This window comes from Caballeronia zhejiangensis (assembly GCF_022879815.1).
Taxonomy (GTDB): domain Bacteria; phylum Pseudomonadota; class Gammaproteobacteria; order Burkholderiales; family Burkholderiaceae; genus Caballeronia; species Caballeronia zhejiangensis.
Window position 1 is genome coordinate 2,821,486 of record NZ_CP084283.1, and the last position, 26,115, is coordinate 2,847,600.

Sequence of the window (26,115 nt, forward strand, 5' to 3'; positions counted from 1 at the left end):
AGGTTCTTATTCGTTTTAGATGATTTCGAGGTCTGCGCGCAGCGCGCCCGCGGCCTTCATCGACTGAAGGATCGAGATGAGATCGGCCGGCGTCGCGCCGAGCGCATTGAGCGCCTTCACGACATCCGCGAGATTCGCGCCCGCCGACAGCATCTTGAGCGCGCCGCTGTCCTGCTTCAACTGAATCGACGATTCCTTCGCCGCAACCGTCTGGCCGTTCGAGAACGCGTTCGGCTGGCTCACCGCCGTCTTCGTGTTGATGACGACCGACAGATTCCCGTGCGCGACCGCGCAGTTCTGCAGCGTGACCATCTGATTCATCACGATGGAACCCGTGCGCGCGTTCAGGATCACCTTCGCGGCGGCCTGCGCCGGACGCACGTCGATGTTCTGCAGCTGCGCCATGAACGACACCTGCTCGCTCGGCTCCTGCGGCGCGCGCAACTGGATCGTGCGGCCGTCGAGCGCGAGCGCGGTGCCCATGCCGAACTGATTGTTCACGGCCGCGACGATGCGCTGCGTCGTGTCGAAATCCATTTCGCGCAGTTCCATCTGCATGACGCCGCCCTGCTGCTGCAACGCCGACGGCACCGCGCGTTCGACGATCGCGCCCGCCGAGATGCGGCCGACCGCGAGCTGGTTCACCTGCACCTTGCTGCCGTTCGCGCTCGCGCCCGCGCCGCCGACGACGAGATTGCCCTGCGCCATCGCGTACACCTGGCCATCGGCGCCTTTCAGCGGCGCCATCAGGAGCGTGCCGCCGCGCAGGCTCTTCGCGTTGCCGAGCGACGAAACCGTCACGTCGATCGCCTCGCCGGGACGCGCGAACGGCGGCAGCGTGGCCGTCACCATCACGGCGGCCACGTTCTTCAATTGCATGTTCGACGACGTCGACGGGTTCACCGTGATGCCGAGGTTGCCGAGCATGTTGGTGAGCGATTGCGTCGTGAACGGCGTCTGCATCGTCTGGTCGCCGGTGCCGTCGAGACCGACGACGAGACCGTAGCCGATCAGCGGATTGTCACGCACGCCCTGAAACTGCACGAGATCCTTGAGACGCTCGGCGTGCGCCTGATGCGCCGAACCGATGGCGACGAGCGCGGCTGCGAGCGAGAACGAAACGAAACGGAGAAACGGATTCATGATCAGAACGGCGCGACGTTGAGGAAGAAGCGCTGGAGCCAGCCCATGTTCTGCGCTTCGTCGATGTAACCCTTCGCCGAGTATTCGATCTTCGCGTCGGCGACCTGCGTGGAATAGACGGTGTTGCTACCCGAGATGGTCGTCGGGTTGACGACGCCCGAGAAGCGCACGTACTCGTTGCCCTGGTTGATGAGCATCTGCTTTTCGCCGCTCACCTGCAGGTTGCCGTTGGGCAAGACGTCCGTGACGGTCACGGTCAGCGTGCCGCTGAACGTGTTGGCCGCGCTCGCGCCGCCCGTCGCGGTGAACTTGTTCGCGCCGGTGGCCGAAAGGTTCGTGTTGTTGAAGAGGCCGCCGAAGAGGCCCGGCGTGGTCGGCACGGCGAACGACGCGTTGCCGCCGCGGTTGGTGTTCGCCGCCGACGACTTCGTCGCGTTGACGTTTTCCGAGATCACGATGGTCAGGATGTCGCCCACGTTGCGCGGACGCTGGTCTTCGAACAGCGGCCGGCCCGCGTAGCCCGCGTTGTAGATCGCGCCGGGCGAACGCGTGCCGACGGGCGGCTGCGGCGGACGCGCGGTCATCGGCTGCTGGATGATCGGCTCTTTCGGCACGAGGCCGCACGCGGCCAGCGATGCGATGAGCGCGCCGATCGACGCGCGCGAAAGAATGTGAGTGAGCGACATCGTGATAACTCTTCTGAAGCGGATTCAGGCATCAGTGTGACGCCATCGCCGCGATTCCCATCCGTCGAATAGAGGGGATTAAACCTGCATTTGCGAAAGCGTCTGCAACATCTGGTCGGACGTGGTCACGGCCTTGCTGTTGATTTCGTACGCGCGCTGGGTCTGGATCATGTTGACCAATTCCTGCACCACGTTGACGTTCGACGCTTCCACATAACCCTGTTGCAGCGAGCCCGCGCCGTTCAGTCCCGGCTGCGACACGTTCGGCGCGCCCGAGCTGCTCGTTTCCGAGAACAGGTTTTCGCCGCGCGCATCGAGGCCGGCCGGGTTGATGAAGGTCGCGAGCGTGACCTGGCCGACCGTCGTGCTGGTCGACGTGTTCGCGGTCGTCACCGACACCGTGCCGTCCGAACCGATGGTGATCCCCGTCGCGTTCTGCGGAATCGTGATCGCCGGATTCAGCTGATACCCGCTCGACGTGACGAGCTGGCCTTGCGAGTTCGTCTGGAACGAGCCGTCGCGGGTGTAGGCGGTCGAGCCGTCGGGCATCGTCACCTGGAAGAAGCCCTGGCCGTTGATCGCGACGTCCTTCGAATTGCCGGTCTGCTGCAGGTTGCCCTGCGTGTAGAGGCGCTCGGTCGCGACCTGTTGCACGCCGGTGCCGAGCTGCACGCCCGATGCGAGTTCGGTCTGCTGCGTCGAATTCGCGCCCGGCTGGCGCGTCGTCTGATACAGCAGATCCTCGAACACCGCGCGCGAGCCCTTGAAGCCGTTCGTGCTCACGTTGGCGAGGTTGTTCGAGATGGTGTCCATCTGCGCTTGCTGCGCATTCATGCCGGTCGCGGCGATGTAGAGAGAGCGATTCATCTTGTTTCGTATCCTGTGTAGCCGGCGTTTGCCGCGTGTTTACAGCCTGTTTGCCGCTTAAGAGAAGTTGAGCAGCTTGTTGGCCGACTGTTCGTTCTGGTCCGCCGATTCCATCAGCTTCGTCTGCATCTGGAATTGCCGCGCGTTGGTGATCATCGAGACCATCGCGGCAACCGGATTCACGTTGCTGCCTTCGAGCGCGCCGCCGGCCACGACCACGTTCGGATCCGCGTCGGCGGGGTCGCCGCCGGCGGTGCGAAAGAGCCCGTCATCGCCGCGCGTGAGCGTCGCCGGATCGGGATTCACGAGCTTGAGCTGATCGACGACCGCGATCGCCGTCGGCGGGTCGCCGGGAATCAGCGCGGAGATCGTGCCGTCCTTGCCGATGGTGACTTCCGCGCCCGGCGGAATCGACAGCGGGCCGCTGTTGCCCAGCACCGGCAGATTGTTCGCCGTGACGAGCTGGCCGTTCTGATCCACATGCAGATTGCCGGCGCGCGTGTAAGCCTCGCTGCCGTCGGCGGCCTGCACGGACAACCAGCCCTGTCCCTGAACGGCGACATCGAGCGGATTGCCCGTCTGCTGGATCGGGCCTGCCGAGTAGTCCGCGTTCGGCGTCGACGAAAGCACGAAAGTGCGCGTCGTGCCATCGGCGGACTGGTCTTCGAACGACATCGGCACCTGGCGGAACGCCGCGAGCTGCGCCTTGAAACCCGTGGTCGACGTGTTCGCGAGGTTGTTCGCCACGACGGCCTGCTGCTCGAGCGCCTGGCTCGCGCCGGTCATCGCGGTGTAGATCAGACGGTCCATGAATCGCTTTCCTTCTTCCTAATGCGTCAAATTCGCGTGCAGACGACGGTTACAGATTGATCAGCGTCTGGTCGACGGTCTGCTGCGTCTTGATCGTCTGCGCGTTCGCCTGATAGTTGCGCTGCGCGGTGATCAGATTCACGAGCTCGCTCGTCAGGTCGACGTTGGAGTTCTCCACCGCGCCGCCCTGCAGCGTGCCGTGGTTGGTCGAGCCCGGCACGCCGACTTGCGGTGCGCCCGACGCCGAGGTCTGCGCGTAGACGTTGCCGCCGAGATCCTGCAGGCCGTTCTGGTTGTTGAAGTTGGCGATGGCGATCTGCCCGAGCGCTTTCGTTTGGCCGTTCGAGTAGTTGCCCGTCAGCGTGCCGTCGGTGCTGACCGTGAAGCCCGTCAGCTCGCCCGTGCTGTTGCCGTCCTGCGCGATGTTGGTCACGCCGTCTTTCGCGCCGTACTGCGTGGTGCCGTTGAGGTCGATCGTCAGCGCTTGCTGCGTCGCGCCGCCGTCCCCGCCGTTCGGAATCGAGAACGTGAACTTGCCGGTTGCCGCCGTCGCCGCGCCGCTCGAATCGGTGGTCGAGGTCAACGTGCCCGACGAATTGAACGCCATCGTGCCGAGCGAAATCGGCGCGCTGACCGGGTCGCCGTAGGTCGCGTAGGCTTGCCACGTATTCGTCGTCGCGCTCTTCTGGAAGTACACGGACACTTTCTGCGTGCCGCCGAGCGAGTCGTACACGTCGACGGACGTCGACTGGTTGAAGGTCGTCGAATCGGTCGGATCGAAGGCGCCGGTCGGCGCGGTGTCCTGCGAGTTCAGGTTGAACGCGGCCGTGATGTTCTTGGTCGCGGTCGGCGCGACGTTCGACGTCGGCACGGTCAGCGGCACGGTGCTCGCGCTGTTGACGACGCCGTCCGAGTTCGCGGCGTAACCCATCAGTTGCAGGCCCGCCGAGTTGACGATGCGGCCCTGGTTGTCGAGATGGAACACGCCGTTGCGCGAATACACGATCGAGCCGTTGTTCGACAACTGATAGAAACCGTTGCCGTTGATCGCGACATCGAGCGCCTGGTTGGTCGTCGTGATCGTGCCTTGCGAGAACTGCTGCTGCACTTCGGCGAGCTTCGTGCCGATGCCGATCTGGTTGTTCACGGCCGTGGCCATCGAATTCGCGTACATGTCGGCGAATTGCGCGGAGCCCTGCTTGAAGCCGACCGTGTTCGCGTTGGCGATGTTGTTGCCGATGACGTCGAGATCGCTCGATGCAGCGCCCAGACCGCTCAGTGCTTGTTGGTAACTCATTTGATGTTTCTCCGTAACGAGCCCGCGCCCGTCCTGAAATTGGATTTAGAGGATCGACGCGACGCCCGACAGCGCGACCGTGGAGCCGTTCGACAGCTTGAGGCCCGGCGCACCGCCGGACATCTGCACGACGCTTTGCACTTGCGAAGCCGACAGCGTCGTCGCGGTCGCCTGCTGGCCGTTGATCGTGCCTTGCGCGGTGATCGTGTACGTGCCGTCGGCGAGCGTGGCGCCCTTCGAATCGACCGGCGTCCAGCCCGTCACCGGCACGACGCCCGCGCCTTGCGCGCCGAGGTCGAGCGTGTTGACGATCTGGCCCGACGAGTTCTTCACGACGATCTGCAGGTCGCTCACGTCGTTGGCCAGTTGCACGCCGAAGCTCGACGACTTGCCGCTCGACACCGTCATGTTGTTGCCCGCGGCGAGCACGTTCGAGCCGATGAGCAGCGCCGCCTGCGTCTGCTGGCCGGCGGAAAGCTGCGTCGCGAGCGAGGACAGCGACGTGTTCAGCTGGCCGATGCCCGTCACCGTGTTGATCTGCGCGAGCTGCGAGGTCATCTGCGAGCTGTCGGCGGGATTCGTCGGATCCTGGTTCTTGAGCTGCGTCACGAGCAGCGTCAGGAATGTGTTCTGCAGATCCGACGCCGATTGCGCGCCGGTCGCCGAGGTCGACGACGTCGACGAGCTCGACGATGCGCCGTTCATGGTGTCGAGCAGCGTCTGCGACACCGTGGTGCCGTTGCTGCCGATGGTTGTGCTGGTCGTCACGTTGTGTTCCTTGAGTGTCTCTGTCAGGTTCCGATGGTCAGGGTCTTGAGCATCAGTTGCTTGGCGGTGTTGAGCGTCTCGACGTTCGCCTGATAGGAACGCGACGCGGAAATCATGTTGACCATCTCCTGCACCGGATCGACGTTGGGCAGCGTCACATAGCCGTCCGCGTTCGCCGCCGGGTTGCTCGGGTCGTAGCTGGTCTTCATCGGGCTCGGATCGTCGACGACGCCCGTCACCTGCACGCCGCCGACCTGCTGGCCCGACGCGGTCTTCGCGCCGCCGAGCGGATCGACCGCGAACACGACCTGCTTGGCCTTGTACGGCTTGCCGTCGGGGCCGGTCGTGCTGTCCGCGTTCGCGAGGTTGGACGCGGTGACGTTCAGGCGCTGCGCCTGGGCTGACATCGCCGAGCCGGCGACGTTGAAGATGTTCATCAAGGAAGGCATGTGTTTCTCCTACTGCGCTCAACTGTTCGACGTAATCGCCGACAACATCGATTTGATTTGCGACGACAGCACCGTCATGCCCGCCTCGAAGTGCAGCGCGTTGTCCGCGAACTGCACGCGTTCCGAGTCGAGATCGACCGTGTTGCCGTCGAGCGACGGCTGGCTCGGCACGCGATAGGCGAGCTTGCCGTAGTCGTCGCTCGGGCCGCCCGACGCGGACAGCGTCGACGTGCCGCTCATGTGGCCCTTGGCCGTCGTCGCCATGCCGCCGCTCGTGCTGACGCGGACGGGTTGCGCCATCTTCAGCGTCGAGCCGTTCGATGCGCTGCCGCCCTGCTTGAGCGCGCCCGCGAGCGCGCTCGAAAAGTCGACGTCGCGCGCCTTGTAGCCGGGAGTGTCGGCGTTGGCGATATTCGACGACAGCAATTCCTGCCGATACGCGCGCACGTCGAGCGCCTCGCGGCCAAATGCGAATTCCTTGTCGAGTCTGTCAAGCATTGCGGTTTCTCCTGTCGGCAGCGCCGGGGCCTTTTTGCATGACACGCATCTTAGGAGCGGCGCGCAATAACTAATCCGACGAATAACCGGGAAACGGGGCCTCTATTCGACGCTTGCGTTATCCGGCCGATATCTAGAATTCGTCTCGTTGCCGATTGCGGGTCTTTTTCCCGCCGCAAACGGATCAATGCAGTCGCCGCATCGTTTGCGGCCCGATCGAATCAGGTACGGAGAAAGTCGATGAGCAGGTCCGCGAAACGTGCATCGAACCCTACGGCTCGCGCCGCAGCGACGTTCGCGCGCCGCACGCTGCGCGGTCTGGCCGGCGTGTCTCTATGGATGGGCGTGGCTGCGCTCGCACAGGCGCAGCAGGCCGACGGCCCGATCGTCATTCCGGGCAACGCCGAAACCAATCCGGCCGCCGCCGCCGACATGGCCCAAAAGCTGACGGCACGCGCCGCGACGCCCGTTGCCGCGGCGCCCCCGCCTGAAATGACGCGTCCGGGCCCGAGCGGCTATCGCGCCGCGACCAAAGCCGCCGACGCCGCGATGCGCAACGCCGCGCTCGAACTCGACGCCCGCGCCGACGCCGCCGACGATTCGATGAACAGCGCGATGAACAGCGCGATGAACGACGCGAGCGGCATGATCGTGATTCCCGGACCGGGCGAAGCGAAGCCTGCGCGCGCGGTTGCGGTTGCGGCGCCTGCGCTTCAGAAAGCGCCGGCCGCATCCGCTTCGCGCGAGGTGATGCCCGTCGTCGTGACGCGCGACGATGGCGTCGTCCGCGGCGCGAGCGTCAAGCCCGTCGCGGCCAGCCCCGCGACGCCCGTCGCCGCCACCGCTTCGCCGATGAAGCGCGTGAGCTTCAATCCGTCGGCGGCAGCAGCAACGCCGGCCGCAGCGGTAGCCGCCACCATGCAAGACGGCGAATCGATCCGCCTCACCGCGCTCAACTTTCTTCAGCAGCAGGCCGCCGGCTTGCCGGGCAAGGTCGACATCACCGTGACGCCGGTCTTTCCGCGCGGTCTCGCGGCGTGCTCGGCGCTCGATCCGTTCATGCCGACGGGCGCGCGCCTCTGGGGTCGACTGACGGTCGGCGTGCGCTGCGTCGGCGAGCGTCCGTGGACGCTTTACGTGCAGGCGCGCGTATCGATCAACGCCACTTACTACACCGCCGCGCGCGCAATCGCGCCGGGCGAAGTACTGAACAACGCCGATCTCGTCGCCCGCGACGGCGATCTCACCGTGATGCCGCAGGCCATCGTCACCGATCCGGCTCAGGCCGTCGGCGCAGTCGCACTGTCGCGCGTGCCGGCCGGCCTGCCGCTGCGCACCGACATGCTGCGCGCGTCGACGTCGGTGTCGATCGGCCAGACCGTGCACGTCGTCGCCGGCGGCTCCGGATTCTCGATTTCCGCCGACGGCACCGTGATGAACAACGCGGCGCCCGGCCAGCAAGTACGCGTCAAAACCGCCGGTGGCCAGATCATCACCGGCATCGTGAAGGACAGTCAGACGGTGGAAGTGGCCCTGTAAAACGGGATGTGTTCGGTCCCCCACACTTGTTTCATTTTGTTGCAAATGCGCTCGATGCCCGCCACATAAGGCTCTGAGCGCGATAGGCAGAGCGAACGGCAGTTGGCAGTCCGGCGTCAGGGTAAAGTTTTCAAGACCCGTCGCCGTTAAAGGACTCAACACGTTCGGGAATGGACATCGTGAAGATCGAATCGAATAGCAACACCAATCTGGCTGGCCTTCAAGACAATCTGCCGCGCGCGTCGCAAAACGACGCGAAAGGTGCCGCGGGCACCGTGCAGCAATCGCAAGCGGGCGCGAGCCCGGCGAAGAATTCGACGGTGAGTCTGTCGTCGGTTTCGAGCGACTTGCGCGCATCGAGCGGCTCGGACATCGACACGGCGAAAGTCGAGTCGATCAAGGCCGCAATCCGCGACGGCAGCCTGAAGATGGACACCAGCAAGATCGCCGACGGCATTTTGAGCACCGCTCGCGACCTGCTGCAAACGAGAACCCCGCCGACCGGCGGCTGAACGCTTCCGTAGCGCCTTGCGCGTGACGGCGAGCGTTGGCGACACCGGGCGGCTTTTCAAACCGCTTTTCGAGCGATGCAATGAGAGACGCCCTGCTTGCCACTGTCACCGAAGAAGTCGCCGCTGTTCTGGCCTTCGAATCCCTCCTCGAGGTCGAGGAAAAAGCGCTGATCGCCGCGCAGCCGCTTCCGGCGCTGCCGACGATCATCGAGAACAAGACCGCGCTCACCGAACGCATCTCCGCTCTCGAAAAGGCGCGCGACGAACAATTGAACGCGCTCGGTTTTCCCGGCGGCTTCGTCGGCATGGAAGCGGCCGCTGCGGGCGACAGCAAGATCGCCGAGCAATGGGCGCTGCTCACCGCCGCGGCCCGCCGCGCGAAACAGGGCAACAACAACAACGGCGTGCTGATCCGCACCCGCATGGAATACAACCGCAAGGCGCTCGCCGCGTTGCAGGTCGCTCCGTCGAAGGGCGGCTTCTACGGTCCGGACGGCCGCGTGCCCGGCGCCTGATCGCCTGTCATTGCCGTTTCTCGCCTCTCGAACGGCGCGCGCTTCTCGCGAGGCGCGCGCCGCTTTTGTTTCCCGCGCTTTCATCGGCCGAATAACCCCCTTTTCCCCGGCTTTATCCGCCGATGGCTGCTCGACGCCTTCCGCAATAATCGCTTTCATCAAAAAGCGGCTTCCTGCCGCTCGCATGTGAAACCGATGGAAGCGATGGAGTAAGGCCCGGTGGCAGAAGAAAGCGATCTCGAAAAAACCGAATCAGCGACTCCCAAGCGCCTGGAAAAGGCGCGGGAGGACGGTCAGGTTGCGCGTTCGCGCGAGCTCGCGTCGTTCGCGCTGCTGGCGGCGGGTTTTTTCGGCGTGTGGGCGTTGTCGGGGCCGATCAACCAGCATTTGCAGACGATTCTTCGCGGCGCGTTCACGTTCGATCACGCGACGGTGCTCGACACGCACCAGATGATGATCGGCGCGGCAAACGCGGGCCGGGAAGGTCTCTTCGCCGTTTTGCCCGTGCTGCTGCTGACCGGATTCGCCGCGCTCGTCGCGCCGATGGCTCTCGGCGGCTGGCTCATCACGACGAAACCGCTCGCGCCGAACTTCGGGCGTCTGAATCCGATCAGCGGTCTCGGCAAGATTTTCTCGATGCAAGGCCCGGTGCAGCTCGGCATGTCGCTCTTGAAGACGGCGGTGGTCGGTGGCATGGCGGGCTGGGCGATGTGGAGCCGCAAGGCCGAAGTGCTCGGCCTTTTGACGAAGCCGCTCGATCTCGCGCTCGCCGACGCGATGCACATGATTTTCGTGTGCTGCGCGATGGCGATCGGCGGACTGTTTCTCGTCGCGGCCGTCGACGTGCCGTATCAGCTTTACTCGCACGCGAAGAAGCTGCGCATGAGCAAGGAAGAAGTGAAGCGCGAGCACAAGGAAAACGAAGGCGATCCGCACATCAAGGGCAAGATCCGCCAGCAGCAGCGCGCGGCCGCGCGTCGCCGGATGATGCAGGCGATTCCGACCGCCGATGTCATCGTCACGAACCCGACGCACTTCGCCGTCGCGCTGAAGTACGCCGACGGCGAGATGCGCGCGCCGAAGGTGGTCGCGAAGGGCGTGAATCTGGTCGCGGCGCGCATCCGCGAACTGGGCCGCGAGCACAACGTGCCGCTGCTCGAAGCGCCGCCGCTCGCGCGTGCGCTGTATCACAACGTCGAGATCAACCGCGAGATTCCGGGCGCGTTGTACGGCGCGGTCGCGCAAGTGCTGGCGTGGGTCTACCAGCTCAAGCGCTACAAGGAAGATGGCGGCATCAAGCCGGACGAACCGTCCGATCTCGAGGTGCCGAAGGAACTGGACAAAGGCGGCGTTTCCGACGCCGACGCCGATCAGGAAGCTGCCGAAGCCCTGGCTGGCGACAACACTGACAATGGAGCCGCAGCATGAACGCGCGCGCTGGATTTTTCGCCAAACGGCCCGACGCGCTGGGCACGCAGAACCTTCGCGCCTTAGCCGGCCCGATCCTGATCTGCATGATCTTGGGCATGATGATTCTGCCCTTGCCGGCGTTCCTGCTGGATCTGTTGTTCACCTTCAACATCGCGCTGTCGGTGATGGTGCTGCTCGTCAGCATGTACACGCAAAAGCCGCTCGATTTCGCGGCGTTCCCGAGCGTGCTGCTGTTCTCGACGCTGCTGCGCCTGTCGCTGAACGTCGCGTCGACGCGTATCGTGCTGCTCGAGGGTCACACCGGCCCGGACGCGGCCGGTCAGGTGATCGAATCGTTCGGGCACTTTCTCGTCGGCGGGAATTTCGCGGTCGGTATCGTCGTGTTCGTGATTCTGATGATCATCAACTTCATGGTGATCACGAAGGGCGCGGGACGTATCGCCGAAGTCGGCGCGCGCTTCACGCTCGATGCGATGCCCGGCAAGCAGATGGCCATCGACGCCGATCTGAACGCCGGTCTCATCAACGAGGAAACGGCGAAGAAGCGCCGTCAGGCGGTCGCGCAGGAAGCCGAGTTCTACGGTTCGATGGACGGTGCGTCGAAGTTCGTGCGCGGCGACGCGATCGCGGGCTTGCTCATCATGGTCATCAACGTGGTGGGCGGGCTGATCGTCGGCATGCTCCAGCACGACATGGACTTCGGGCACGCGGCGACCAACTACACGCTGCTCACGATCGGCGACGGCCTCGTCGCGCAGATTCCGTCGCTCATCATCTCGACGGCGGCAGGCGTGATCGTGTCGCGCGTCGCGACCGAGGAAGACATCGGCACGCAGCTGACCGGCCAGCTGTTCCAGAACCCGCGCGTCTTGATGATTACAGGCGTGATCATCGGCGTGATGGGCCTGATTCCGGGCATGCCGCACTTCGCGTTCATGCTGCTCGGCGGCGGCCTCATCTACGCCGCGCGCACGATGAACAAGCGCGCCGAAGCGAAGAAGAAAAGCGCCGTCACCGATGTCACGCCGCTCCAGGCGAGCGCGGCTGCTGCTTCCGCCGAAAATGCCGAGGCCAGTTGGGAGGACGTGTCGCTCATCGATCCGCTCGGGCTCGAGGTGGGTTATCGCCTGATTCCGCTCGTCGATCGCAACAGCGACGGCGAATTGCTCAAGCGGATCAAGGGCATCCGCAAGAAATTCGCGCAGGAAATCGGCTTTTTGCCGCCGGTCATCCACATTCGCGACAATCTCGAACTGCGGCCGAACGGTTATCGCATTGCGCTGAAGGGCGTGGAAGTGGGCGTCGGCGAGGCGTTTCCGGGTCAGTGGCTCGCGATCAATCCGGGACAGGTCTCGGCCGCGCTGCCGGGCGCGCAGACGCAGGATCCGGCGTTCGGTCTGCCGGCGGTGTGGATCGATACGAATCTGCGCGAACAGGCTCAGGTCTACGGCTACACGGTCGTCGATGCGAGCACGGTCGTCGCGACGCATTTGAATCACCTCGTCGTGACGCATGCTGCCGAATTGCTCGGCCGTCAGGAAGTGCAGGCGCTGCTGGAGCGCATCGGCAAGGACACGCCTTCGCTGACGGAAGATCTCGTGCCGAAGGTCATTTCGCTTACGACGCTGCAGAAGGTGTTGCAGAACCTGCTGGACGAAAGCGTGCCGATCCGCGACATGCGTACGATTCTCGACGCGTTGCAGGAACACGCGCCGCGTGTTTCGGATGCACACGATCTCACGGCGGCGGTACGTCTCGCGCTGGGCCGCGCGATCACGCAGCAGTGGTATCCGGGCAACGACGATCTGCAGGTGATGGGCCTCGATCCGACGCTGGAGCGCGTGCTGTCGCAGGCATTGTCGACGGGTCCGAATCCGGGACTGGAACCGGGACTCGCGCAGACGCTGATGAACTCGACGCAAAACGCGATCATGCGTCAGCAGAACCTGGGCTTGCCGCCGGTGCTGCTCGTGCAGCATTCGCTGCGCGCGATGCTGGCGCGGTTCCTGCGCCGGAGCTTGCCGCAGTTGAAGGTGATCTCGTATGCCGAAGTGCCGGATACGAGGAATGTGAAGGTGGTGAATTTGATTGGGGCGTGATGTTCCGCTTCAATGAAGGACCGAACCGATCAGACTTCGAAGGTTTCGCGCATCGAAGACGACGGTCTTCCAGGTGTAGTAGTTGGCGCGTTCGAACTGTGCCTTGCCGACGGCTAACTGACTCTCGGCGATCGCCAGTATGTGCCCCGACTTCTTTGCCTCGCGATACTGCATGTGAATCAATTCCCCTTCCAGGAGTCGCGTATCGCTCATGGCTGCAATGACGATCGACGGCGTCGGCGTCTCGATCACGTGGTCCGCGATGAATTTCCCTGAGATGGGCAGTTCGACCTCGGCATAGTGCTTCAAGTCGAATTCTTGGGCTATGTCGGCAATCGTGCGTGACAAGCGTCCCTTGAAATCACTTCCCGATCGGCGTTCGACGCGCGACGTCGCCACACCGTAAAGCTGCTGCGCCGCCTCGGCCACGCGAAACACGTAGGGGACCACCAGCCGCTCGTCCATTGTCGTGGCGCGAATGACTTCGTCGTTGCAAAGACGCGCCGGACTGTACTGCAAAAGGCTCTGCGACCACTGCTCGACGGCGCCGGACTCGACGTCCCCGCCGATCATGCTGGCGCAAAGGCAAGCCTCACCGTTCTCGTCGATCGAAAACGCGCCATCGCGAACGCGCACTCGAACCACCACGCGATCTCCGGTGCCCGGATACTCGAGCGGAGTGACGATGCGAAACACGTCACGCGGATCTTCGTGAACTTCGAAGAGCGCGCATACCGTTCGCTTCAGGAATTCGGCTAACACAATAAATCGCCTTGACCGTTTTGCTCGTTAGAGATCGTGATGCCTGTCGCTCGGCAAAATAGGACGATGAGCGCCGAGCGATCATCTGTGACGCGCGGATCGAAAATTCGAGATGACTTGAGGTTAAGCTCCGGCGCGCCCGGCAGCAAGCGATTCCGATAATCGATGGTCGTTTCGCAGGGCATCTTGCAATGCACGCCTTTATGGCTCGGATGATAGTGAAACTCCAACAGCGGATACAAATCGCCTTGAGGCAAAGTCCAGAGCAGGTGTCCGTAGAACGATTGATCCATTAGCTCTTCGCCATCGCGCCACATGAACAGCACGCAGTGCGCATCCGAAACGGGAATCAGATCGGTGGCCTGGACACGCGGACGCGCCATTCTGCTGAATGGCTTCGGCCACTTGCTCTTGTTCATCTGCCTGAACTTGGGCGACGCAGTCAGCGTCTTGAACGCCTGCTTGTGGGCAAGCAATTGATCGGATTCCAATGCTGCTCTCTCGGTCTGCAATCGGCAAAATCTGTCTTGGATTCCGCTGATGCTAACCGCGTCCGCACCGCAAATTTATCTCGTACAACGAATGTTTCAGTCATCGATAAAGCGGCTTATCCGCAGGCAACTCCTAGCGCTCAACACTCCACGATATTCACCGCCAATCCGCCGCGCGAAGTCTCTTTATATTTGGTCTTCATATCCGCGCCCGTCTCCCTCATGGTCTTGATTACCGAATCGAGCGAAACGTAGTGCGATCCGTCCCCGCGCATCGCCATGCGCGCCGCGTTGACCGCCTTGACCGAACCCATCGCGTTACGCTCGATGCACGGAATCTGCACCATTCCGCCGACCGGATCGCACGTCAGCCCGAGGTTATGCTCCATGCCGATTTCCGCCGCATTCTCGACTTGCGCCGGCGTGCCGCCGAGCACCGCGGCCAGCGCGCCCGCCGCCATCGAACACGCGACGCCGACTTCGCCCTGACATCCGACTTCCGCGCCGGAAATCGACGCATTCATCTTGTACAGAATGCCGATGGCCGCAGCCGTCAGCAAAAAATCGATCACGCCTTGCGTATTCGATCCCGGCACGAAGCGATCGTAGTAATGCAACACCGCCGGAATGATGCCCGCCGCGCCGTTGGTCGGCGCCGTCACGACGCGTCCGCCGATCGCGTTCTCCTCGTTCACGGCAATCGCGTAGAGATTGATCCAGTCGATCATCGACAACGGATCGCGCAACGCCTGCTCGGGCTTTTCAGCCAGCGCGCGATAAAGCTGCGGCGCGCGCCGCTTCACCTGAAACGGCCCCGGCAGATGCCCTTCCGCTTCCGGATTGCCGATGCCGCACCCGCGCGCGACGCAATCCTGCATCACGTCCCAGATGCGCAGCAGCCCGCTGCGAATCTCGTCTTCCGAACGCCACACGCGCTCGTTTTCCCACATCAGTTGCGCGATCGATTTGCCCGAGTCCGCGCACATCTTCATCAGCTCGTCGCCGGTCTGGAACGGATACGGCAACTGCTCGTGCGCCGTCAGCACCGCCGTATTCGCCGCGCCCGCCGTCACGACGAATCCGCCGCCAACAGACAGATACGTCGCCTCGCGCAGCAACGCGCCGTTCGCATCGAACGCGTAGAGCTTCATGCCGTTCGGATGCTCCGGCAGCGCCTGCCGGTAGAACGCGATGTTCTCCTTGATCGTGAACGGAATCTTGCGCGCGCCGAGCAGCGCGAGCGTTTTCGATGTCCGCACTTGCTCCAGACGCGGCACGATGCTCGAAGCATCGACGGTATCGGGCGCGTCGCCCATCAGGCCGAGCATCACGCCGCGATCGGTGCCGTGGCCCTTGCCCGTCGCGCCGAGGGAGCCGTACAGCTCGCATTTCACCGATGCCGTCGATTCCAGCAGTTCGTCGCGCTCGAGCCCCTGCGCGAACATCAACGCGGCGCGCATCGGTCCGACGGTGTGCGAGCTCGAAGGTCCGATGCCGATCTTGAAGAGGTCGAATACGCTGACTGCCATGACATCACCTGACTGAAAGAATTAACGCGCCGGCAGCGGCAGACACACCGCGAGCCACGCGGGCGGCGCGGGCGCGAGCCGCAGCGCCACCGGCGCGTAGCGGCCGTCGAGACGCGCCGCGAGATGAAAGAGTTCCGCCGCGTTCCTCGGATCCCACTGACCCGAGTAACCCGGCAATCCTGCTTCGCGCCGCTTGGCGTCGAAAGGCACGGACGACTTCACGAATTCGTCGTGCGTCTTCGTGCCGAGCGCATACGGCGTGAGCCAGTTGAGCGCCACGGCCAGTGTCGCACCCGACTGCGCGCGCTCCGGCAGCCAGTTGCGGTTGTGCCTGCGCGCGGCGAGCGCCGCCGTCACGAGCGGCTGAAGATCGTAGGTGACGTAGCGCAGCGCATCGCGTTCGGCGAAATCGACCGTGGATCCGTCCGGCGCGATGTTGTCGCCGATATGTTCGATAAAAAGACGCTGCGCCGCGTTGATGAGCTTGCGGTCGTCGATGGTGAACGCGCCCATCGCCACCAGCTTCACGCGATGGCTCTGCCAGTTGTTGCGATAGCTGCCGGTCAGCGGGCGCGGCTGCTTGTCCATATCGTCGATATAACCGCTCACCATCTTCGTGATGAACGCGTTCGCCGCGTTGCGCGTCTTGACCGGCAGCGCGCTCGCCGTGAGGTCGTACGCGAGAATCAGCGATTCGAAATTCGTTTCGTCGATCGGATTGAAGCTCGGCTGATACGTGGTCGTCCACGCGAACAGGAAGCGGTCGACGAGACGCAGGTAACGTTCGTCGCCGGTCGCGCGCCACGCGAGCGCGGCGTCGCGCATCAGGCCGAGGTCTTTCTCCGCTTCGACGCTTTCGTCGTAGATGCCTTCGTGCGGCAGCGTGCCTTCCGTATGCAGCTTCGCGCGCGGCTTCGGCTGATCGTTCACGCGCGACTGCACCATTTTCACGAGGGCCTTCACACCGGGATCGGCGTTGGTGCGCTCGCTCGTCTGCATCGCGGGCGCGGCGCAGAAATTCATCGCGGCGTGCGCGGACGATGCGGCAAGCGACATCACCCCGAGCATCGCCAGCGCCGCGCACGCGCGGTTCGTCCCTTTCACCTCTCGCACCTTGAGCGCCATGTGAACTCCCTGTTTTGGCTTTTGGTCCGGGGTGAGATGTTAGCCGTTCTGGAACGCGCCGCAAAACCGCCCGACGAAGCTTTACGCTTTCGGGCGGCGCTCTCTCAGGTTCGTGCGCGTAGCCTTACTCGTCCGCGTATTCCGATACCGGCACGCACGAGCACATCAGATTGCGGTCGCCATAAGCGTTGTCCGCACGGCCGACCGGCGACCAGTACTTGCGCGCGATCAGCGACTTCAGCGGATACGCGGCCGCTTCGCGCGTGTACTTGTGCTCCCACGCATCCGATGCGACGACCGCCGCCGTGTGCGGCGCGTTCTTCAGCACGTTGTCCTCGCGATCGGCGCGGCCTTCTTCGACCGCGCGGATTTCCTCGCGGATCGCGATCATCGCGTCGATGAAGCGGTCGAGCTCCTCCTTCGATTCCGATTCCGTCGGCTCGACCATCAGCGTGCCCGGAACCGGGAAGCTCATCGTCGGCGCGTGGAAGCCGTAGTCGATCAGGCGCTTCGCGACGTCTTCCACCGAGATGCCGCTCGATTCCTTGATCGGACGCACATCGAGAATGCATTCGTGCGCGACCAGTCCGCCCGCGCCGCTGTACAGCACCGGATAGTGCGGCGCGAGACGCTTCGCGACATAGTTCGCCGCGAGAATCGCGCTTTCGGTGGCGGCGGTGAGGCCGCTCGCGCCCATCATCGCGATGTACATCCACGAGATCGGCAGAATCGCGGCCGAGCCGTACGGCGCCGACGACACCGCGCCGATGCCTGCTTCATCGCGCTTGTAGCCAGTGGACGTCTGATTCGGCAGGAACTTCGCCAGATGCGCGCCGACCGCGACCGGACCGACGCCCGGTCCGCCGCCGCCGTGCGGAATGCAGAACGTCTTGTGCAGATTCAAGTGCGATACGTCGCCGCCGAACTGGCCGGGCGCGCAGAGACCGACCATCGCGTTCATGTTCGCGCCGTCGACATACACCTGGCCGCCGTGCGCGTGCACGATGTCGCAGATTTCGCGGACGTTGCGCTCGAACACGCCGTGCGTCGACGGATACGTGATCATGATCGCCGCGAGATTCGCCGAATGCTTTTCGGCCTTCGCCTTCAGATCGTCGATATCGACGTTGCCGTTCGCATCGCACGCGACGACGACGACCTGCATGCCCGCCATCTGCGCCGACGCCGGATTCGTGCCGTGCGCGGACGCCGGAATCAGACACACGTTGCGATGCCCTTCGCCGCGCGACTCGTGATACGCGTGAATGATGAGCAAGCCCGCGTACTCGCCTTGCGAACCGGCGTTCGGCTGCAACGACACCGCCGCGTAACCCGTGCACGCGACGAGCATCTGTTCGAGCTGATCGATCATCGTGCGATAGCCGACCGTCTGCTCGGCGGGCGCGAACGGATGAATCGCCGCGAACTCGGGCCACGTGACCGGCAGCATTTCCGAGGTCGCGTTGAGCTTCATCGTGCAGGAACCGAGCGGGATCATCGTGCGGTCGAGCGCGAGGTCTTTATCCGCGAGACTGCGCAGATAGCGCAGCATTTCGTGCTCGGAGTGGTGGCGATTGAAAACCGGATGCGTCAGATACTCGCTCGTGCGATGCAGTGCCTGCGGCAGCGAATCCGTCACCGATTGATCGAGCGCGTCGATATCGAACGTTTCGGTCTTGCCCGCGACCTCCGCAAAGAGCGCGAAGAGCTTCTGCAAGTCGTCGCGCGTGGTGGTTTCATCGAGCGAAACGCCGACCTGGCTCGCGCTCACATGACGCAGATTGATGTGCGCGGCGTACGCGGCCTGATGCAGCGCGGTCGTGCTCGCGCCGCTTTCGATCGTGACGGTATCGAAGAACGTGTCGTTCGCGATCGTGTAGCCGAGCTTCTTTACGCCCGCCGCAAAGATCGACGCCACGCGATTCACGCGCAGCGCGATCGTCTTGAGACCGCGCGGGCCGTGATAGACCGCGTACATGCTCGCCATGATCGCGAGCAGCGCCTGCGCCGTGCAGACATTCGACGTCGCCTTCTCGCGACGGATGTGCTGCTCGCGCGTCTGGAGCGCGAGACGCAGCGCCGGATTGCCCTGCGCATCGACGGTCACGCCAACGAGACGGCCCGGCATCTGGCGCTTGAATTCATCGCGCACGGCCATGTATGCCGCGTGCGGCCCGCCGAAGCCGACCGGCACGCCGAAACGCTGCGTATTGCCGATCGCGACATCCGCGCCCCATTCGCCCGGCGGCGTGATGAGCGTCAGCGCGAGCAGATCCGCCGCGGCGACGACATGGCCGCCCGCCGCGTGGATCGCTTCGGCGAGCGCGCGATAGTCGCGCACATCGCCGTTCGCGCCCGGATATTGCAGCAGCACGCCGAATGCATTCGCGCTGGCGGCATCGGCGGCGGGACCGACCTTCACGTCGATGCCCGCCGGCTTCGCGCGCGTCTTCACGACTTCGATCGTCTGCGGCAGCACGTCGTCGGCAACGTAGAACACGTTCGACTTCGGCTTGCCGATGCGTTGCAGCAGCGTCATCGCTTCGGCGGCGGCGGTGGATTCGTCGAGCAGCGAGGCGTTGGCCATCGCGAGGCCAGTCAGGTCCATGACCATCTGCTGGAAATTGAGCAGCGCTTCGAGGCGCCCTTGCGAAATTTCCGGCTGATAGGGCGTGTATGCCGTGTACCACGCCGGATTTTCGAGCACGTTGCGCAGGATCACCGCCGGCGTGTGCGTGCCGTAGTAACCCTGGCCGATGTAAGTCCGGAACACCAGATTCTCGTCCGCCAGCTTGCGCAGATACGCGAGCGCTTCCGCCTCGCTTTTCGGCTGCGTGAACGCGCCGAGCGGCAGCGTGTCCTTGCGGCGGATCGATTCAGGAATCACCGCGTCGATGAACGCCGCGCGCGACGCGAAACCGAGCGCGTCGAGCATCGCGCGCTGGTCGGCATCATCGGGGCCGATGTGCCGCTCGGCGAATGCGTCGTGGCATTCGAGCGCGGCGAGTGACAGGGATGTGCGGTTCATCAGGCGATCCGGGTGTTCGAGCTTCATGTGAATTCCTGCGACGCGGCTCGCTCTTGTCTGCGCGAGCCGCCATCGTCATTGAGATGGGTTATTCGCCGATCGACTTGCCGTAGCCTTCGGCGTCGAGCAGCTTGTCGAGCGTGGCGTCGCCGGCCGGCTTGATCTTGAAGAGCCAGCTTTCGTACGGCGCGCCGTTGACCTGATCGGGCGCCGAAGTCAGCGCGTCGTTCGATGCGACGATCTCGCCCGACACCGGCGCGTAAATATCGGAAGCGGCCTTCACCGATTCGATCACCGCGATCGCGTCGCCCGCCGCAACGGTCTTGCCCGCCGCGGGCAGTTCGACGAACACGATGTCACCGAGCGCTTCCTGCGCGTGATCGGTGATGCCGACGGTCAGCGTGCCATCGGATTCGGTGCGGACCCATTCGTGCGATTCGGTGTATTTCAGATCGGCCGGGATGCTCATTGGATGCTCCTTGCGTGGTTCTTTCGTGAGGTTCTTGATCGGAGGAAACGGGCGCGACGGCTTCAGGAAAGCTCAACCAGAACCTTGCCGTTGCGCACGAACGGAAGTTTTACCACGCGCGCCGGCAGTTGCTTGTCGCGGATGACGACCTGCACCGTGTCGCCGACGGCAACACCCGTGGGCACGCGCGCGAACGCGATCGACTCCTGCATCGACGGCGAAAACGTGCCGCTCGTGATTTCGCCGTCGCCGCGTTCCGTGACGACTTTCTGATGCGCGCGCAGCACGCCGCCCGCCTTGCCGTTTTCCTTGATGAGCACGAGCCCGACGAAGTTCGCCTTCGAGCCGTGCGCTTCGAGCGCGCTGCGGCCGACGAAATCGCGCGGCGTCTTCAGATCGACGGTCCACGCGAGGCCGGCGTCGAGGGGCGAGACGTTCTCGTCCATGTCCTGGCCGTAGAGGTTCATGCCGGCTTCGAGGCGCAGCGTGTCGCGCGCGCCGAGGCCGGCGGGCTTCACGCCTGCGTCGCGCAAAGCGTTCCAGAGCGCTTCCACATGCGTCGCTGGCACGACGATCTCGAAACCGTCCTCGCCGGTGTAGCCGGTGCGCGCGAGCATCAGTTCGCCGAATTGCGTCGACGGGAAAACGACCGCGTTGAACGGCTTGATGTCCTGCGTCTGCGCGCGCGTGTCCGGCAGCACTTGCCAGGCTTTTTCGCGCGCGTTCGGACCTTGCACGGCGATGATCGCGAGGTCGCGACGCGGCGTGATGGAAAGGTTGAATTCGCCTTCGGCATTCAATTGACCGAACCAGGCGATGTCCTTCTCCGCCGTGCCCGCATTCACGACGACGCGAAAACTCGTTTCGGAGAAGTAGTAGACGATCAGATCGTCGATGACGCCGCCGTCGCCGTCGAGCAGGCAGGAATAGAGCGCTTTTCCGGGCGTCGTCAGCTTGTCGACGTTATTGGCGATCGCGTACTTGAAGAATTCGCGGACGGCCTCGCCTTCGAAATCGACGACGCGCATGTGCGAGACGTCGAACATGCCGGCGTCGGTACGCACCGCGCGGTGCTCGTCGATCTGCGAACCGTAGTTGACGGGCATGTCCCAGCCGCCGAAATCGACCATGCGCGCGTTGAGCGCGAGGTGAGCGGCGTGCAGCGGCGTGTGTTGAAGAGAAGTCATCGGGGCCTCGGTTCGCGAAACAAAAAAGGCCACGCAGCGCACTATTCGCCTGCCGGATGCGCCTTTCGTGCTGCGGGAAGCAGCGCGCAAGGCCCATGCCGCGAGCGGTTGCGATGCGTGACCCCTCTGTCCTCGGTACCTGAGAGATTGCGCGAACCGTGCACGGCTGTGCCGCGGTCCATCGCGCGCCCCTTCGGTGGGCAACTGGCTCAATGACGAAGCCGCTGCCGCTCTCCAGAGTGCGAGGAAACTCGTTCCTCGACGCGGTCGGTCCTTTTGCCTGAGAGTTTGCGGGTATGCCCCTTCGGCGGCGCGGTCTTTCTCGTTGCGATGAAAGGCCACGCGCTCTCCCGACGCGTGCGGCAGAATTTACGCGACCGAATTGGGGTTGTCAAACGGATTCGGACTTGCGCGATTGCGCTTTTCCGCAGATTCGAAACCGATGCAAACGCGCGAGCGTGTATCGACAAATCCGTCGTAGTTTGTTTCAGAAGCAGCGCTTTTTCGCAATGAAATTATGCGTACACTGTTCGGATCGCGTTGATTCCTCTTCGACGATCATGGCCACGATCACCATCAACGGCGTTACTTATACAGGCAACCATGTGTCGGTTCGCGGCGGCCGCGTGCTCGTCGACGGCAAGAACGTGAGCGCCGGCGAAGCGACGCGCATCACGCTCGAAGTGCACGGCGACCTTCAGGCGTTTCAGGCGGACAACTGCGATACGGTCGCGGTTCACGGCGCGGTCGGCGTCGTGTCGACCGTGTCGGGCAACGTGACTTGCGGCGATGTCGGCGGCGCGGTGTCGACGGTGTCGGGCAACGTGAACTGCGGCGACATCGCCGGCGAAGTGCGGACGACGTGCGGCAGCGTCAGCCGCCGCTAGGCGTCAGCCGCGCGCGAAGGGCACGCGCCGCCCTTCTTGCTCGCTCTGCATCGCGAGTTCGATGATCGTCATCGTGTCGACTGCGTCCTGCGGCGAAACCGGAAACGGCTTGCCATCCAGAATCGCCGCCGCCAGCGCACGATAAAACTCGACGTACGCGCCATCTCTCGTGGCGAATTCGTGACGCAGATCGAGATCGCCATCGACCTCGCGCAACGTGCCCGGCGGATTCTTCGCGAACTCCGGATTGCCCGGGCGCATCCCCGAACGCAACTGATCTTCCTGCGTATCGAGCCCGTTCTTCACATAACTGCCGCGCGTGCCGTGGATCGCGAAACGCGGCGGCTCCAGCGCCGCGAGCGCGCTCGCGTGCAGGATTACTTCCTTGTCGGCGTAACCGAGCACGAGATGCACGTAGTCCGGCGCGTGCGCGTGGTCGCGATGCGCCTTCACGAACGCCGTCACCGTTTGCGGCGCGCCGAAGAGCGTCAGCGCCTGATCGATCAGATGCGGCCCCAGATCGAACAGCAGGCCGCCGCCGCGCTCCGCTTCCTCGCGCCAGCGCTGCGGCACTTTCGGGCGGAAACGGTCGAAATGCGATTCGTAATGCGTGATGCGCCCGAGCCGTCCGCTTTCGATGAGCGCGCGCACCGTCATGAAATCGCCGTCCCAGCGACGGTTGTGAAACGGCGCGAACACGAGCCCTTTCTGCTGCGCGAGATCGGCGAGCGTGCGGGCGTCGCGCGACGAAAGCGTCACCGGTTTGTCGACGACCACGTGTTTGCCCGCCGACAGCGCCCGATGCGCGAGATCGAAGTGCGTGTCGTTCGGCGTCGCGACGACGACGCACTGGAGTTCGTCGATGGCGAGCAGCGCGTCGAAATCCGCGACGATCCGCGCGTTCGGATAATCGGCCTGCGCGCGCTCGGCCTGCGACGTGGCGATGGCCGTGACTTCGGCGCGGCCGCAGTGCTCGATGACGGGCGCGTGAAACGTCGCGCCGGCGAGGCCGTAGCCCATTACGCCGACTTTGAGTGCTGTGTCCATGCGGGCATCGTCCTGTCGTTGAATTGACCGGATATTGTGGCACGAACAGGGGCCGGAACCGCGCCGCCTCTATCGTCGCCTCTATCGTGTTAACATCGCGCTCTCCTTCGCGCAAGTCACAGCCAGGCGCGCCCAAACTCCAAAGCCAAAACGATGTCCGCTGGTCTGAACGCCGCGCAAAGCGAAGCCGTGCGCTATCTCGATGGTCCCTGTCTCGTGCTCGCCGGCGCGGGCAGCGGCAAGACGCGCGTCATCACGCAGAAGATCGCGCATCTGATCGAAGGGCGCGGCTTCGAGCCGAAGCACATCGCCGCGCTCACCTTCACGAACAAGGCCGCGCTCGAAATGCGGGAGCGCACGGCCAAGCTCCTCGAAGGCAAGACGCTCACGACGCCCGGCAAGGAAGGCCGCAAGATTCCCGTCAATCAGTTGACGATTTGCACGTTCCACTCGCTCGGCGTGCAGATCATGCGGCAGGAAGCGGAACACGTCGGACTCAAGCCGCAGTTCTCGATCATGGATTCCGACGATTGCTTCGGCATGGTTCAGGAACAGCTCGGCACGACGGACAAAGGCCTGATCCGCAAGATCCAGTCGATCATCTCGCTGTGGAAGAACGCGATGGTTTCGCCCGATCAGGCGTCCGTGCTCGCGAGCAACGAGGACGAGCATCAGGCGGCGATCGTCTATCGGAGTTACGCCGCGACGCTGCACGCGTATCAGGCGCTCGATTTCGACGATCTGATCCTGCGTCCCGCGCAGCTTTTCGCGGAGAACGAGCAGGTGCGCGACAAGTGGCAGAACCGCCTGCGCTATCTGCTGATCGACGAATATCAGGACACGAACGCGTGCCAGTATGAACTCGTGAAGCTGCTGGCCGGTCCGCGCGCCGCGTTCACGGCCGTCGGCGACGATGACCAGGCGATCTACGGCTGGCGCGGCGCGACCATCGAAAATCTCGCGCAGCTCGGCAAGGATTTCCCGAAGCTGCATGTCATCAAGCTGGAGCAGAACTATCGCTCGACGGTGCGGATTCTGACGGCGGCGAACAACGTCATCGCCAACAATCCGAAGCTGTTCGAGAAGAAGCTCTGGTCCGAGCACGGCATGGGCGACACGATCACCGTCACCGGCTGCAACGACGAAGAGCACGAGGCGGAATCCGTCGTGTTTCGCTTGTCGGCGCACAAGTTCGAGCGGCGCACGCAATTTCGCGATTACGCGATTCTCTATCGCGGCAACTTTCAGGCGCGCATCTTCGAACAGGTGTTGCGGCGGGAGCGCATTCCTTATGTGCTCTCGGGCGGGCAATCGTTCTTCGACAAGGCCGAGATCAAGGATCTGATCGCGTATCTGCGGCTGATCGCCAATCCCGACGACGATCCCGCTTTCATCCGCGCGATCACCACGCCGCGACGCGGTGTCGGCAACACGACGCTCGAAGCGCTCGGCGCATTCGCGGGCGCGGCGAAGGTGTCGCTGTTCGAGGCGGTGTTCATGGGCGGCATCGAGGCGCGTCTGTCGGCGCGGCAGGTCGAGCCGCTGCGCACGTTCTGCGAATGGATCCGGCGTCTGTCGGACCGCGCCGCGCGCGATCCCGCGACCGAAGTTCTCGACGACATGATGGAAGCCATCCACTACGAGTCGTATCTCTATGACGCGTACGACGAGCGCCAGGCGCAGTCGAAATGGCAGAACGTGCTCGAATTTCTCGAATGGCTGAAGCGCAAGGGCACGAAGCCGGAAGCCGCGCCGGGCGCGGAGCAGACCGGTTTCGACACCGCCGACGGTTTCGCCGATGAAGGCAAGAACCTGCTCGGCCTGATCCAGACCGTCGCGCTGATGTCGATGCTCGAAGGCAAGGAAGAAGACCCGGATGCAGTGCGCCTGTCGACGGTGCATGCGTCGAAGGGGCTGGAGTATCCACACGTCTTTCTGGTGGGCGTCGAGGAAGGCATCATGCCGCATCGCGGCAGTTCGGACGACGACGCGCCCGTCGACGATTCGCGCATCGAGGAAGAGCGCCGGCTGATGTATGTCGCGATCACGCGGGCGCAGCGCAGTCTGCATCTGAACTGGTGCAAGAAGAGAAAGCGCGCGCGGGAGACGGTGGTGTGCGAGCCGTCGCGGTTCATCCCAGAGATGCTGCTCGACGATGCGCCGCCGCCGACGGCCGAAGAAGCGCCTTTGTCGCCGAAAGATCGCATGGCGATGCTCAAGGCGATGTTGCAGAAGACGTGAACGGTTTGCCGTCTTGCTGATGAAAAACCCCGCTCGCGCGGTAATGCCGTTCAGTTAGCGCTGAACGGCATTTTTGTTTGTGGAGCGAGAAGTGGTTGTAAACGGAGCGCCGGGCTGTTAACTTCTCGGTGCGATGCTTGCCAACCACCTCACGTACCTGATCGAAGCACAGGAGCCGGCCGATCTGCGACGGTTGGCCGAGCATCTGCCCTTCGAGTGGATCGAACGCGCAGTCCAGGCGACCGGCACGGCGAGCATCCGGCGCCGTCGCCTTCCGGCCGAGCAGGTGGTGTGGCTGGTCATTGCGCTGGCGATGTACCGTCACTGGTCGATCAGCGAGGTCCTTGACAGCCTCGATCTGGCCTTGCCCAACGAGGCCGCCCCGTTTGTCAGCAAGAGCGCTGCGGCGCAGGCGCGCCAACGCGTTGGCGAAGCGCCGATGGCGTGGCTGTTTGAACAGACCGCGCGAGCGTGGACGACTCAGGACGCGGCCCACCATGCGTTCAAGGGCTTAAGTCTGTGGGCAATGGATGGCACCACACTGCGCACCCCGGACAGCGCGGCCAACCGCGAGCACTTTGGCGCGCAGGGCTATGCCAGCGGCAAGGTGGCGAGTTATCCGCAGGTGCGCGCCGTGACGCTCACCGCCATTCCGACGCACCTGATCGCCGATATCAATTTCGGTCGCTACGACACCAACGAAATAATGGGATGGACGCCCCCACTCGAAACGGC

Annotated in this window: 23 protein-coding genes, 1 pseudogene and 2 riboswitches; of the genes and pseudogenes, 8 read left to right on the top strand and 16 right to left on the bottom strand. The window is 63.9% G+C overall.

All coding sequences use genetic code 11. The features are described from left to right. Positions 1 to 15: 15 nt before the first annotated feature. From LDZ23_RS13575 to flgB, 8 genes are all read right to left on the bottom strand, one after another. Positions 16 to 1,143: a flagellar basal body P-ring protein FlgI gene (locus tag LDZ23_RS13575; protein WP_008352546.1), complete on the bottom strand. Its 1,128-nt coding sequence runs from the start codon at positions 1,141 to 1,143 to the stop codon at positions 16 to 18. Between the two features lie 2 nt (positions 1,144 to 1,145). Further along, a complete protein-coding gene (locus LDZ23_RS13580; RefSeq protein ID WP_008352545.1) occupies positions 1,146 to 1,829 on the bottom strand; it encodes a flagellar basal body L-ring protein FlgH in 684 nt (227 codons plus the stop codon). Between the two features lie 78 nt (positions 1,830 to 1,907). After that, on the bottom strand, positions 1,908 to 2,696 hold the full coding sequence (flgG, locus tag LDZ23_RS13585) for a flagellar basal-body rod protein FlgG (RefSeq protein WP_008352544.1): 789 nt from the start codon (positions 2,694 to 2,696) through the stop codon (positions 1,908 to 1,910). Positions 2,697 to 2,753: 57 nt separating this feature from the next. Then, positions 2,754 to 3,506, bottom strand: coding sequence for a flagellar basal-body rod protein FlgF (gene flgF / locus LDZ23_RS13590; RefSeq protein ID WP_008352543.1), 753 nt, complete (start codon positions 3,504 to 3,506; stop codon positions 2,754 to 2,756). Positions 3,507 to 3,555: 49 nt separating this feature from the next. Beyond that, the gene (gene flgE / locus LDZ23_RS13595; RefSeq protein WP_008352542.1) at positions 3,556 to 4,803 is read right to left on the bottom strand and encodes a flagellar hook protein FlgE; all 1,248 of its coding nucleotides are present in this window, start codon (positions 4,801 to 4,803) and stop codon (positions 3,556 to 3,558) included. A gap of 45 nt (positions 4,804 to 4,848) precedes the next feature. Continuing rightward, complete coding sequence (locus tag LDZ23_RS13600) at positions 4,849 to 5,571, bottom strand: flagellar hook assembly protein FlgD (protein WP_008352541.1); 723 nt, start codon at positions 5,569 to 5,571, stop codon at positions 4,849 to 4,851. A 23-nt stretch (positions 5,572 to 5,594) separates the two neighbouring features. Beyond that, on the bottom strand, positions 5,595 to 6,020 hold the full coding sequence (gene flgC, locus LDZ23_RS13605; protein ID WP_008352540.1) for a flagellar basal body rod protein FlgC: 426 nt from the start codon (positions 6,018 to 6,020) through the stop codon (positions 5,595 to 5,597). Positions 6,021 to 6,038: 18 nt separating this feature from the next. Next, entirely contained in the window at positions 6,039 to 6,518 is a 480-nt protein-coding gene (gene flgB / locus LDZ23_RS13610) for a flagellar basal body rod protein FlgB (RefSeq protein ID WP_008352539.1), read from the bottom strand. A 240-nt stretch (positions 6,519 to 6,758) separates the two neighbouring features. Here flgB and flgA point away from each other — a divergent pair, with 240 nt between their 5' ends. From flgA to flhA, 5 genes are all read left to right on the top strand, one after another. Further along, entirely contained in the window at positions 6,759 to 8,057 is a 1,299-nt protein-coding gene (gene flgA, locus LDZ23_RS13615; RefSeq protein ID WP_008352538.1) for a flagellar basal body P-ring formation chaperone FlgA, read from the top strand. A 170-nt stretch (positions 8,058 to 8,227) separates the two neighbouring features. Next, positions 8,228 to 8,569 (top strand): flagellar biosynthesis anti-sigma factor FlgM, encoded by a 342-nt coding sequence (gene flgM / locus LDZ23_RS13620; protein ID WP_008352536.1) that lies wholly within the window; start codon positions 8,228 to 8,230, stop codon positions 8,567 to 8,569. Positions 8,570 to 8,649: 80 nt separating this feature from the next. Next, entirely contained in the window at positions 8,650 to 9,084 is a 435-nt protein-coding gene (locus LDZ23_RS13625) for a flagellar protein FlgN (RefSeq protein WP_008352534.1), read from the top strand. 219 nt (positions 9,085 to 9,303) lie between these two features. Then, a complete protein-coding gene (flhB, locus tag LDZ23_RS13630; protein WP_008352533.1) occupies positions 9,304 to 10,512 on the top strand; it encodes a flagellar biosynthesis protein FlhB in 1,209 nt (402 codons plus the stop codon). Beyond that, positions 10,509 to 12,614 carry a flagellar biosynthesis protein FlhA gene (gene flhA, locus LDZ23_RS13635; protein WP_008352531.1) on the top strand — a complete coding sequence of 702 codons (2,106 nt, stop codon included), beginning with the start codon at positions 10,509 to 10,511 and terminating at the stop codon, positions 12,612 to 12,614. The genes flhB and flhA overlap by 4 nt, the downstream gene beginning before the upstream one ends. Before the next feature lie 9 nt (positions 12,615 to 12,623). Here flhA and LDZ23_RS13640 read toward each other — a convergent pair whose 3' ends face one another. The 7 genes from LDZ23_RS13640 to gcvT form a co-directional block, all read right to left on the bottom strand. Next, positions 12,624 to 13,376 carry a hypothetical protein gene (locus LDZ23_RS13640; RefSeq protein ID WP_008352529.1) on the bottom strand — a complete coding sequence of 251 codons (753 nt, stop codon included), beginning with the start codon at positions 13,374 to 13,376 and terminating at the stop codon, positions 12,624 to 12,626. Then, positions 13,370 to 13,867, bottom strand: coding sequence for a hypothetical protein (locus LDZ23_RS13645; protein WP_008352527.1), 498 nt, complete (start codon positions 13,865 to 13,867; stop codon positions 13,370 to 13,372). The genes LDZ23_RS13640 and LDZ23_RS13645 overlap by 7 nt, the downstream gene beginning before the upstream one ends. 140 nt (positions 13,868 to 14,007) lie before the next feature. Continuing rightward, complete coding sequence (locus tag LDZ23_RS13650) at positions 14,008 to 15,396, bottom strand: L-serine ammonia-lyase (RefSeq protein WP_008352525.1); 1,389 nt, start codon at positions 15,394 to 15,396, stop codon at positions 14,008 to 14,010. A 21-nt stretch (positions 15,397 to 15,417) separates the two neighbouring features. Beyond that, a complete protein-coding gene (locus LDZ23_RS13655) occupies positions 15,418 to 16,521 on the bottom strand; it encodes an alginate lyase family protein (RefSeq protein WP_008352523.1) in 1,104 nt (367 codons plus the stop codon). Positions 16,522 to 16,645: 124 nt separating this feature from the next. Further along, a complete protein-coding gene (gene gcvP, locus LDZ23_RS13660) occupies positions 16,646 to 19,576 on the bottom strand; it encodes an aminomethyl-transferring glycine dehydrogenase (protein WP_008352522.1) in 2,931 nt (976 codons plus the stop codon). A 61-nt stretch (positions 19,577 to 19,637) separates the two neighbouring features. Beyond that, the gene (gene gcvH / locus LDZ23_RS13665; RefSeq protein ID WP_008352521.1) at positions 19,638 to 20,018 is read right to left on the bottom strand and encodes a glycine cleavage system protein GcvH; all 381 of its coding nucleotides are present in this window, start codon (positions 20,016 to 20,018) and stop codon (positions 19,638 to 19,640) included. 62 nt (positions 20,019 to 20,080) lie between these two features. Further along, positions 20,081 to 21,205, bottom strand: coding sequence for a glycine cleavage system aminomethyltransferase GcvT (gene gcvT / locus LDZ23_RS13670; protein ID WP_008352518.1), 1,125 nt, complete (start codon positions 21,203 to 21,205; stop codon positions 20,081 to 20,083). Positions 21,206 to 21,321: 116 nt separating this feature from the next. After that, positions 21,322 to 21,453: riboswitch (glycine riboswitch) on the bottom strand. 9 nt (positions 21,454 to 21,462) lie between these two features. Then, a riboswitch (glycine riboswitch) is annotated at positions 21,463 to 21,568 on the bottom strand. 197 nt (positions 21,569 to 21,765) lie between these two features. Between gcvT and LDZ23_RS13675 the strand changes: the two genes are divergently transcribed. After that, complete coding sequence (locus LDZ23_RS13675; protein WP_008352517.1) at positions 21,766 to 22,092, top strand: hypothetical protein; 327 nt, start codon at positions 21,766 to 21,768, stop codon at positions 22,090 to 22,092. A gap of 3 nt (positions 22,093 to 22,095) precedes the next feature. On the opposite strand, the gene LDZ23_RS13680 is transcribed toward LDZ23_RS13675, so the two are convergent. After that, positions 22,096 to 23,139 (bottom strand): oxidoreductase, encoded by a 1,044-nt coding sequence (locus tag LDZ23_RS13680; RefSeq protein ID WP_008352516.1) that lies wholly within the window; start codon positions 23,137 to 23,139, stop codon positions 22,096 to 22,098. 153 nt (positions 23,140 to 23,292) lie between these two features. Here LDZ23_RS13680 and LDZ23_RS13685 point away from each other — a divergent pair, with 153 nt between their 5' ends. After that, positions 23,293 to 25,380: a UvrD-helicase domain-containing protein gene (locus LDZ23_RS13685; protein ID WP_008352515.1), complete on the top strand. Its 2,088-nt coding sequence runs from the start codon at positions 23,293 to 23,295 to the stop codon at positions 25,378 to 25,380. Positions 25,381 to 25,513: 133 nt separating this feature from the next. After that, positions 25,514 to 26,089: pseudogene (locus tag LDZ23_RS13690) on the top strand (transposase domain-containing protein); the annotation flags it as partial. Positions 26,090 to 26,115: the final 26 nt, after the last annotated feature.